Below are 9313 nucleotides of genomic sequence, written 5' to 3'. Positions count from 1 at the left end.
GCTCCGCCGCCGGCCGCGCTTGCCGCGGTGCCCGCGCCCGACGGGATGCGCGGTGACGTCGCCTCCCTGGCCGCTCTGCCCAGGCCGGGCGGCGGGGGCAGCGGTGCGGGGGCGGCCGCCGTCCAGGCCGCGCTGACCCGAATCGGCTCGCCCTACGTATGGGCCGCCGCCGGCCCGAGTGCCTTCGACTGCTCCGGTCTGGTGCAATGGGCCTTCCAGCAGGCCGGAGTGTTCCTGCCGCACTCGAGTTACGCCCTGGCGGCCGGTGGACAGCCGGTGCCGGTGGACCAGATGCAGCCCGGCGACGTCGTGACCCAGTACTTGGACGCCTCGCACGTAGGCATCTACGTCGGCGACGGGATGATGGTGCACGCCTCCACCTACGGCATTCCGGTCCGGGTGGAGTCGGTGCACAGCGCCCCGATCTACAACGTTCGTCGGTACTGACAGGTCGGCGGCCAGGTCGATCCTGGCCGCCGCCCTCGCCGTCCAGGCTGTGGCCGCGGCGATCCTGGTTGCCTCGCCACCGGTCGAGCGCAGCGCGCCGGCCCCCGCCCCGCGGACGATCGCGGCCCGGAGTCTCGGCGGCGCCCGCACCGATGCGCTGCTGGACAGGGTGCGCGGCGACCTCGACGAAGCCGTGACCGCCGTCGAACGGTTCTGGGGGACCGATTGGCCGCGCGAGATCGTCGTCGTCGCCACCGATTCGCCCGAACAGTTCGCGGCCCAGGCGCATCTGGACCCGCGCGGGGAATGGAAGGACATCGCCGCGGTGGCAGTCGCCGACGAGGTGGACCCCGGCAGTCGCAGGGCAGTCGGCCGGCGGATCGTCCTGGCGCCCGGAGCCTCGGCGATGTCCGACCAGGCTTTGCGAATCGTGTTGACCCACGAGCTTTTCCACCTCGCAGCCCGCGCGGACACTGCCCTGGACGCGCCACGTTGGCTCACCGAGGGCGTCGCCGACTTCGTCGCCCGCCCCGCCGCTCCGCTGCCCCCGGGCGCCGGCGCAGGGACGGCGCTGCCGTCGGACGCCGAACTCGACGGGCCGGACCGTTCGGGGGGATACGACCGGGCCTGGTGGTTCGCCCGGTTCGTCGCGGACACCTTCGGGGTCGACGGGCTGCGCCGGCTGTACACCCTGGCCTGCGGTCCCGGGCACGGCGACTTCGATCGGGCGGTCCGCGAGGCGTTCGACGTCGACCCCGCCGAGTTGCAGACCCGGTGGGCGGCCTGGCTGAGCAGATAGCCGCCGCGGGCCACCGTTAGCCTTATCGGCGATGACACGGATCCTGCTGGTCACCAACGACTTTCCGCCCCGCCGCGGCGGCATCCAGTCCTACCTGGAGCAGTTCGCCGACCGGCTGGCCGCCGCCGGTGAGCACCAACTCACCGTCTACGCGCCCCGCTGGAGGGACTCCGACGCCTACGACCGCGCTGCGCCCTACCGGATCGTCCGGCACCCGGGCACGCTGATGGTCCCCGGGCCCGGGGTCGAGCGCCGGATGCGGCGCCTCATCGGTGAGCACGGCATCGAGACGGTGTGGTTCGGCGCGGCAGCACCCCTGGCGCTGCTGGCGGACCGCGCCCGCGGGGCGGGCGCGGCGCGGGTCGTGGCCTGCACGCACGGGCATGAGGTGGGCTGGTCGATGCTGCCCGGCGCCCGGGCGGCGCTGCGGCGCATCGGCCACAACGCCGACGTCGTCACCTACGTCAGCCGCTACACCCGCGGCCGGTTCGCCGCGGCGTTCGGCCCGCGGGCCCAACTTGAACACCTGCCGCCCGGCGTGGACACCGACCGGTTCCGGCCGGACCCGGCGGCCCGCGCCGAACTGCGCGCCCGCTACGGCCTCGGTGAGCGTCCGGTGGTGGTGTGCATCTCCCGGCTGGTCCCGCGCAAGGGCCAGGACATGCTGATCAGGGCGCTGCCCGACATCCGGCGCCGGGTCGACGGTGCGGCGCTGGTCATCGTGGGGGGCGGCCCCTACGCCGAGGCCCTGCACCGGATGGCGCGGGAGGCGGGCGTCGGATCCGACGTCGTCTTCACCGCCGGGGTGCCGGCAGAGGAACTGCCGGCCCACTACGCGATGGGCGACGTGTTCGCGATGCCGTGCCGCACCCGGGGGGCGGGCCTGGATGTCGAGGGGCTCGGCATCGTCTTCCTGGAGGCCTCCGCCTCCGGCGTCGCGGTGGTGGCGGGCGACTCCGGGGGAGCGCCCGAAACGGTCCTCGAGGGCGAGACCGGCCGGGTGGTGGACGGGCGTTCCGGCGAACAGATCGCCGAGGTGATCGCCGGTCTGCTGGCCGACCCGGACCAAGCGCGCCGGATGGGCGCTGCCGGACGGTGCTGGATCGCCCGGGACTGGAGTTGGGACACCCACACCCAGCGGCTTTCCGACCTGCTTCGGGTCCCTCCGGTCCGTTCTTCGGGCTAGCGGTGTGCGAAGCTCTCCCGGTGAGCAGCATCCAGGTGGCTGACGAGACGTTCGTCGCCGCCGATCCCCGGGCGGTCGGCGCGGCGGTCGGGGACCGGTCCGGCTGGCGGCGCTGGTTTCCCGATCTGCTCCTGCAGGTCGTGGAGGACCGGGCCGATCGGGGCGTGCGGTGGACGGTCACCGGCCCGCTGACCGGGACCATGGAGGTGTGGCTGGAGCCGATGCTCGACGGGGTCCTGCTGCACTACCTACTGCATGCCGAGCCGTCCGGCGCGACGGCCCGGGAACTGGAGAAGATGGATCTCGCCGGGATGACGCACCGGCGCCGGGTAGCCGGCAAGCGGATGGCGTTCGAGGTCAAGAACCGCCTCGAGGCCGGACGTCCGGTCGGTGTCGGACCGGCCGTCTGATAGAAGGGTCACCGCGGGCCGGGGAGGGTACCGTTTCGTGGGTCGGACGGATGACGGGTAAGCGTGACGGGTAAGCGTGACGGGTAAGCGTGACGGGTAAGCGTGACAATGGCTGACATGACGGCACAGACCATCCACATCGGTGCGGATCCCCGCACGGTGATGGCGGTCATCGCCGACATCGGCTCCTACCCGGAATGGGTGTCGGAGTACGCCGAGACCCAGGTCATCGAGGCCGACGCCGACGGCTACCCGAGGGTGGCCCGCCTGGTGCTCGACGCGGCCGTGCTCCGCGACACCATGGTGCTCAGATACGACTGGCCGCCGGACCGCACGTCGGTGCGCTGGACCCTGGTGTCCAGCAACCTGCTCAAGGCTCTCGACGGCGCCTACCGGCTGACGCCCAGCGCCGGCGGGACCGACGTCACCTACGAACTGTCGGTGGATCTGACGGTGCCGATGATCGGACTGCTCAAGCGCAAGGCCGAACGCCGGCTCACCGAAACGGCGCTCAAGGACCTCAAGAAGCGGGTCGAGGGCTGATGGCCGCCCGCATCGGCTTCTTCGTCGGCAAGGGTGGGGTCGGCAAGTCGACCCTGGCCGCAGCGACGGCGGTGCAGGAGGCGTTGGCCGGCCGGCGGGTGCTCGCGGTGTCGACCGACCAGGCGCACTCCCTCGGCGACGTTCTCGGCGTCGCCGTCGAGCCCGGTTCCCCAGCCGCGCCGGTCCGGATCCTCACCGAGGAGCAGTGCGGCGACACCGGCGGCGGTCATCTCGACGCGATCGCGCTGGACACGATGAGCCTGCTGGAGTCTGCCTGGCGCTCCGTCGCCGGGGTGCTGGCCGCGCGGTTCCCGGCGTCGGACTTGGAAGATCTTGCCCCCGAGGAACTTTCGGCCATCCCGGGCATCCAGGAAGTGCTGGGACTACGGGCCGTGGCGGATCTCGCCGCATCCGGGCGGTGGGACCATGTCGTGGTGGACTGCGCCTCGACCGCCGACGCGCTGCGGATGCTGACGCTGCCGGCGTCCTTCGCGGTCTACGTGGAACGAAGCTGGCCGCGCCACCGGCGACTGTCCGTCGACACCGACGACCCCCGCACCGCGGCGACGGTGGCGCTGGTGGAGTCGGTGCATCTGGGCGTGTCGGCTCTGGCCGAGCTGCTGACCGGGCCGCGGGTGGGCGCCCACCTGGTGCTCACCCCCGAACGGGTGGTGGTGGCGGAGACCCTCCGCGCGCTCACCGCACTGGCCGTCATGGGGGTGCGCGTCAACGAGGTGATCGTCAACCAGGTGCTGTTCCGTGACGATTCCTACGAGTACCGCGACCTGCCCGAGCATCCGGCCTTCGACTGGTATTCCGCGCGGATCGCCGAGCAGGAGTCGGTGCTCGACCGGTTGGGGGCCGCCGGCGGGGAACTGAAGCTGTTGCTCACGCCGCATCTGGCCGGCGAGCCGATCGGCCCCAAGGCGCTGGCGCAGTTGCTCGACGAGGCCCGCCGCCGGGACGGCTCGGCGCCGCCCGGGCCGCTGCGGCCGGTGGTCGACCGCGAGTCCGGCTCGGGCGTCGACGCGGTCTACCGGATGCGGCTGGAGCTGCCGCCGCTGGAACCGGGCGCGCTGCGCCTGGGGAGGGCCGGTGAGGATCTGATCGTCAGCGTCGGCGGACTGCGTCGCCGGGTGCGGCTGGCGTCGGTCCTGCGGCGCTGCATCGTGATCGGCGCGTCGCTGCGGGGCAGCGGACTGACCGTGCGTTTCCGGCCCGACCCGGCGGTGTGGCCCCGATGAGTCAGCACGACGACCTCGGTCCCGAGTTGCGCCGACTGGCGCAGTTGATCCTGGAGCGGCTGGAACCGGCGGTGCGGGCCGCCGCGGCGATGGCCGGTGAGTCGACGGCCTCGACGGCCGGTGAATCGACGCGCGACCCGGGGCGCTGCCAGCAGGTGTGGTGCCCGGTGTGCGCGCTGGCGGCGTTGGTCAACGGCGAGCAACACCCGATGCTCAACCTCGTCGCCGAGCACGGCGGCACGCTGATGTCGGTGCTTCAGGCGATGGTGGCGACCCCGTCCGCCGACGGCCGGACGGCCGGCCCCGCCGAATCCGGGGACGACCGGGGCGACGGCGCTCCGCCGCCGTCCTCGAACGTGCGGTTCCACCACATCCCGATCGTGGTGGAGGACGGCATCGTGGTGGAGGACGGCATCGTGGTCGAGGACGGCGCCCAAAGCGACGTGGACACGGACGCCGACCGCGACGTCGACGTCTGAGGATTGGCCGTGAAGGGCACTCCTGGAGTGGTTCGGGCATCCGCGACTGGGGTAGAGTCGGGCTGAGGTAGCGGGGTAGGGCGTAAGGGATGTCTCATGTGGTACTGGCTGTTCAAGTACATCTTCATGGGGCCTCTGCTCGCCTTCCTCGGGCGCCCGAAAATCGAAGGGCTGGAACACATTCCGAAGTCGGGTCCGGCCATTTTGGCCAGTAACCACCTGGCCGTGGCGGACAGTTTCTTCCTGCCACTGGTGGTCCGGCGCCGCATCACATTCCTGGCCAAGGCCGAATACTTCACCGGGAAGGGCATCAAGGGCGCATTCAACCGGTGGTTCTTCACCGCCGCCGGACAGGTGCCGATCGACCGCACCAACGCCGACGCGGCACAGGACGCACTCGACACCGCCGAGCGCATCCTGAGCCAGGGAAAGCTGCTGGGCATGTACCCCGAGGGCACCCGTTCCCCCGACGGCCGGCTCTACAAGGGCAAGAGCGGACTGGCCCGGCTGGCTCTGCACAACGGCGTCCCGGTGATTCCGGTCGCGATGATCGGAACCGACGTCGTCAACCCGCCCGGCTCCAAGATGTGGCGGTTCGGCCAGGTGACCGTCCGCTTCGGCAAGCCGATGGATTTCTCCCGCTTCGAGGGCATGGCCGGCAACCGATTCATCGAGCGCTCGGTCATCGACGAAGTCATGTACGAGCTGATGAAGCTCTCCGGCCAGGAGTACGTCGACGTCTACGCCGCGTCGCTCAAGAAAGGCGTACCGGGGGCTGAGCCGGTCGAACGGGCCGAGCCCCCGGCCCGGATTCCGGAGACCGCCGCGGGCTGAGCGCCCACGCCCCGGACCGCAGCCCGGCAACGGCGATCAGGGCCAGCGCCCACCACACGTAGGAGATCCCCAACAGCTGTCGCCACCAGGCCGCGGCCGACTCGTGGTGTTCGGGCAGCAGTTCGATGAGCGGCCACACCATCAGCGCCGCGCCGGCCGCCGCCGTCACCGCCAGGGCCGGATCGCGTCGCCGACCGGCGATCACCATGCTCACCACGACCGCCGGCAGCATCCACACCCAGTGATGCGACCAGGACACCGGCGAGACCACCAGGCCGAACAGGGCGACGCACACCACCGCCAATACCGGCTCGGGACCGGCGTCGAGAACACCGCCGTCCGGGCCGGCGGTCAGCACCCGGCGGACCGCCCAGACGGTGAGTGCCAGCACAGCCAGGCAGACCGCCGTCCAGGACAGGAAATGGGCGCCGTGGCCCAAGCCCAGCCGGGCCAGCGCCCCGGCCGCGTTCTGGTTGGTGTGATAGGTGGCGTCACCGATCCGCCCGGTGTTGCGCACCGTCGAGGTCCAGTACACCCACGAATCCCGGGGCGCCCACGCCCAGGCCAGGAGAGTGGCCGCCGCGAAGGACGCCGTCGCGGTCAGCGCCGCCCGGTGGTCGCGCCGGAGAACGAAGTAGAGGACGAACACCGCCGGGGTCAGTTTGAGGGCGATGGCCCATCCCAGCAGCAGCCCGCGCGGCCAGGGCGTGCGGCGCGGGACACAGTCGGCGATGACCAGGGTCATCAGGACTACGTTGATCTGTCCGTAGGTGAAGTTGGCCTGGATGGGCTCCAGCCACCACACCGCCAGGCCGACCAGTCCGGCCGCCAGCCACCACCGCCGTGTTGCGGGTGAGCCGCCCACCGGCCAGTCCCGCGCCACGTCGAGACGGGTCAGCACGATCCACGTCGAGACCACCAGCAGCAGCAGCGTCGTGACCGTGATGGCAGCGCCGGCCACCGGCAGCGACACCAGCGTCAGGGGACTGAAGACGATCGCCGCCAGCGGCGGGTAGGTGAACGGCAGGTCCAGTCCGACCTGGGTGTGGAACATCGCCCCGCCGGCGTACAACGGCCGGCCGTCCAGCCACGCCCGCCCGCCCATCCGGTAGACGTCGGCGTCGATGAGGTACGGCATGTCGTGCGGGAAACCGCCGAACAGCATCCAGCAGGCGCGGGCCACGGCCAGCGCGATCAGCACCCGGGTCAGACGCCAGACCAGCGGGCGGCCGGATCGGCTTCGCCCGAGGAGACCGCCCCCGTCGGGCGCCGGCAACCTGCTCATTCCGGGGACCAGACTATCCGCAGGCACCCGGTCCACCGGTGCAGCGTAGTTTCTAGCCGTGCTCCACACCCATTTCGTGGCCCCGGGCCGCCAACCGCTGATGTGGTGCCTGATCGCTTTCATCCTGACGTTCTTCATCACCCGTTCGATCACCCGCTACATCCGGGCGACCGCCGACCGGACCGGTCCGCGCAAGTGGTGGCAGCCGCACAACATCTCCGGGAAGGGCGGCACCCACATCCACCACGCCGTCTTCGGGGTGATCGGCGTGCTGGTCTCCGGGGTCGCGATGGTCACCATGGCGGGCAGTGGCACGGTGCACCAGTTCACCGCCGCTGCGATCGTATTCGGAATCGGCGCGGCCCTGGTTCTCGACGAGTTCGCCCTGATCCTGCACCTGCAGGACGTGTACTGGTCGGAGGACGGCCGCACCTCGGTCGACGCCGTCTTCGTCGCGGTCGCCGTGGCCGGGTTGCTGGTCCTGGGATTCAACCCGCTGTCGTTGCTGGACGTCGGAATCTGGCGGGACGCGGACTCGACCGCGGCCCGGGTGAGCGTCATCGCGCTGGCCGTCCTCAACCTCGCCCTCGCGGTGATCGTGCTGCTCAAAGGCAAGCTGTGGACCGGACTGCTCGGCATGTTCTTCACCCCGCTGGTGCTGATCGGGGCCATCCGACTGGCCCGGCCGCATTCCCCGTGGGCGCGCTGGCACTATCAGGACAAGCCGCGCAAGATGAACCACTCGCTGCAACGGGAGCGTTATCTGCGCCGGCCGTTCGTGCAGGCCAACCTGTGGCTGCAGCACGTCGTCGCCGGGGAACCGCGATTCCCGGACGACACCGAGGTCGAGGCCGAACTCGACCGGGAGGTCCACGCCGCGCCCGCACCCGTCCAGGCCGGGGGATAGGCCCGCTGGTGCGCTACTTCTACGACACCGAGTTCATCGACAACGGACGCATCATCGACCTGATCTCGATCGGCGTCGTCGCCGAGGACGGCCGCGAGTTCTACGCGGTGTCAACCGAGTTCGATCCGGAATCGGCCGGCCGCTGGGTGCGCAACCACGTGCTGCCCAAGTTGCCCTCGCCGGCCTCCCCGCTGTGGCGTTCCCGCCGGGAGATCCGCGAGGGACTGGAGAGCTACCTCGGCGTCGACGGCCAGGAGCCCATCGAACTGTGGGCCTGGGTCGGCGCCTACGACCACGTGGCTCTGTGCCAGCTGTGGGGGCCGATGACCAGCCTGCCGCCGCAGATCCCGCGCTTCACCCGGGAACTGCGCCAACTGTGGGAGGACCACGGCAGCCCCCGGATGCCGCCCCGGCCGCCGGAGTCCCACGACGCCCTGGTCGACGCCCGGCACAACCTCCGCCGGTATCTGCTGATGACCACCGGCCACGACGTCGGTCAGCCGCAGGTAGGCCCCGGTTAGGATGGCTGGGTGAACTGGACCGTCGACGTACCGATCGACCAGCTGCCGGCCCTGCCGCCGCTGCCGGCCGACCTGCGCAGCCGACTGGACGCGGCGCTGGCCAAGCCGGCCGCCCAGCAGCCGAGTTGGGACCCCGAACACGCCCGGGCGATGCGCACGGTGCTCGAGAGCGTCCCGCCGGTCACGGTCGCCTCCGAGATCGAGCGGCTGTCCGGACAGCTCGCCGCGGTGGCCCGCGGCGAGGCCTTCCTGCTGCAGGGCGGGGACTGCGCCGAGACCTTCGCCGACAACACCGAGCCGCACATCCGCGCCAACATCCGAACCCTGCTGCAGATGGCGGTGGTGCTGACCTACGGCGCCAGCCTGCCGGTGGTCAAGGTCGCCCGGATCGCCGGCCAGTACGCCAAACCGCGCTCGTCGGACACCGACGCGCTGGGGCTGAGGTCCTACCGCGGCGACATGGTCAACGGATTCGCCCCCGACGCCGCCGTCCGCGAGCACGACCCGTCCCGTCTGGTCCGCGCCTACGCGAACGCCAGCGCCGCGATGAACCTGGTGCGCGCGCTCACCTCGTCCGGCCTGGCGTCGCTGCATCTGGTCCACTACTGGAACCGGGAGTTCGTGCGCACCTCGCCGGCCGGCGCCCGCTACGAGGCGC

The 9313-nt window shown here is 71.4% G+C and carries 12 protein-coding genes; 11 read left to right on the top strand and 1 reads right to left on the bottom strand.

The window, feature by feature from the left end:
* The 8 genes from ADBZ5U_RS11780 to ADBZ5U_RS11745 all read left to right on the top strand — a co-directional run.
* Positions 1-447 (top strand): NlpC/P60 family protein (locus tag ADBZ5U_RS11780; RefSeq protein WP_526265620.1); only part of this gene is annotated, 447 nt, incomplete at its 5' end.
* A gap of 19 nt (positions 448-466) precedes the next feature.
* The gene (locus tag ADBZ5U_RS11775; RefSeq protein ID WP_526265624.1) at positions 467-1246 is read left to right on the top strand and encodes a hypothetical protein; all 780 of its coding nucleotides are present in this window, start codon (positions 467-469) and stop codon (positions 1244-1246) included.
* Between the two features lie 31 nt (positions 1247-1277).
* The gene (locus tag ADBZ5U_RS11770) at positions 1278-2432 is read left to right on the top strand and encodes a glycosyltransferase family 4 protein (protein WP_526265618.1); all 1155 of its coding nucleotides are present in this window, start codon (positions 1278-1280) and stop codon (positions 2430-2432) included.
* A gap of 20 nt (positions 2433-2452) precedes the next feature.
* Positions 2453-2842: a polyketide cyclase / dehydrase and lipid transport gene (locus ADBZ5U_RS11765; RefSeq protein WP_526265616.1), complete on the top strand. Its 390-nt coding sequence runs from the start codon at positions 2453-2455 to the stop codon at positions 2840-2842.
* Positions 2843-2950: 108 nt separating this feature from the next.
* Entirely contained in the window at positions 2951-3385 is a 435-nt protein-coding gene (locus ADBZ5U_RS11760; protein ID WP_526265614.1) for an SRPBCC family protein, read from the top strand.
* On the top strand, positions 3385-4629 hold the full coding sequence (locus ADBZ5U_RS11755; RefSeq protein ID WP_526265612.1) for an ArsA family ATPase: 1245 nt from the start codon (positions 3385-3387) through the stop codon (positions 4627-4629). Before ADBZ5U_RS11760 ends, ADBZ5U_RS11755 begins: the two co-directional genes overlap by 1 nt.
* Positions 4626-5108: a hypothetical protein gene (locus ADBZ5U_RS11750; protein ID WP_526265610.1), complete on the top strand. Its 483-nt coding sequence runs from the start codon at positions 4626-4628 to the stop codon at positions 5106-5108. The genes ADBZ5U_RS11755 and ADBZ5U_RS11750 overlap by 4 nt, the downstream gene beginning before the upstream one ends.
* 96 nt (positions 5109-5204) lie before the next feature.
* Positions 5205-5942: a lysophospholipid acyltransferase family protein gene (locus ADBZ5U_RS11745; protein WP_526265608.1), complete on the top strand. Its 738-nt coding sequence runs from the start codon at positions 5205-5207 to the stop codon at positions 5940-5942.
* Here the strand turns inward: ADBZ5U_RS11745 and ADBZ5U_RS11740 are convergent.
* Entirely contained in the window at positions 5863-7227 is a 1365-nt protein-coding gene (locus ADBZ5U_RS11740; protein ID WP_526265606.1) for a glycosyltransferase 87 family protein, read from the bottom strand. The two genes, ADBZ5U_RS11745 and ADBZ5U_RS11740, sit on opposite strands and share 80 nt — an antisense overlap.
* Positions 7228-7327: 100 nt before the next feature.
* On the opposite strand from ADBZ5U_RS11740, the gene ADBZ5U_RS11735 reads away from it, so the two are divergent.
* The 3 genes from ADBZ5U_RS11735 to ADBZ5U_RS11725 form a co-directional block, all read left to right on the top strand.
* A complete protein-coding gene (locus ADBZ5U_RS11735) occupies positions 7328-8134 on the top strand; it encodes a hypothetical protein (protein ID WP_526265622.1) in 807 nt (268 codons plus the stop codon).
* Positions 8135-8142: 8 nt separating this feature from the next.
* Positions 8143-8655, top strand: a complete 513-nt coding sequence (locus ADBZ5U_RS11730; RefSeq protein ID WP_526265604.1) for a polyadenylate-specific 3'-exoribonuclease AS — start codon at positions 8143-8145, stop codon at positions 8653-8655.
* 9 nt (positions 8656-8664) lie between these two features.
* A partial coding sequence (locus ADBZ5U_RS11725) for a 3-deoxy-7-phosphoheptulonate synthase (protein WP_526265602.1) occupies positions 8665-9313 on the top strand: 649 nt, incomplete at its 3' end.

This window comes from Mycobacterium sp. (genome assembly GCF_040398885.1).
Classification (GTDB): Bacteria; Actinomycetota; Actinomycetes; order Mycobacteriales; family Mycobacteriaceae; genus Mycobacterium.
This window is presented reverse-complemented; position numbering and strand designations above follow the sequence as displayed.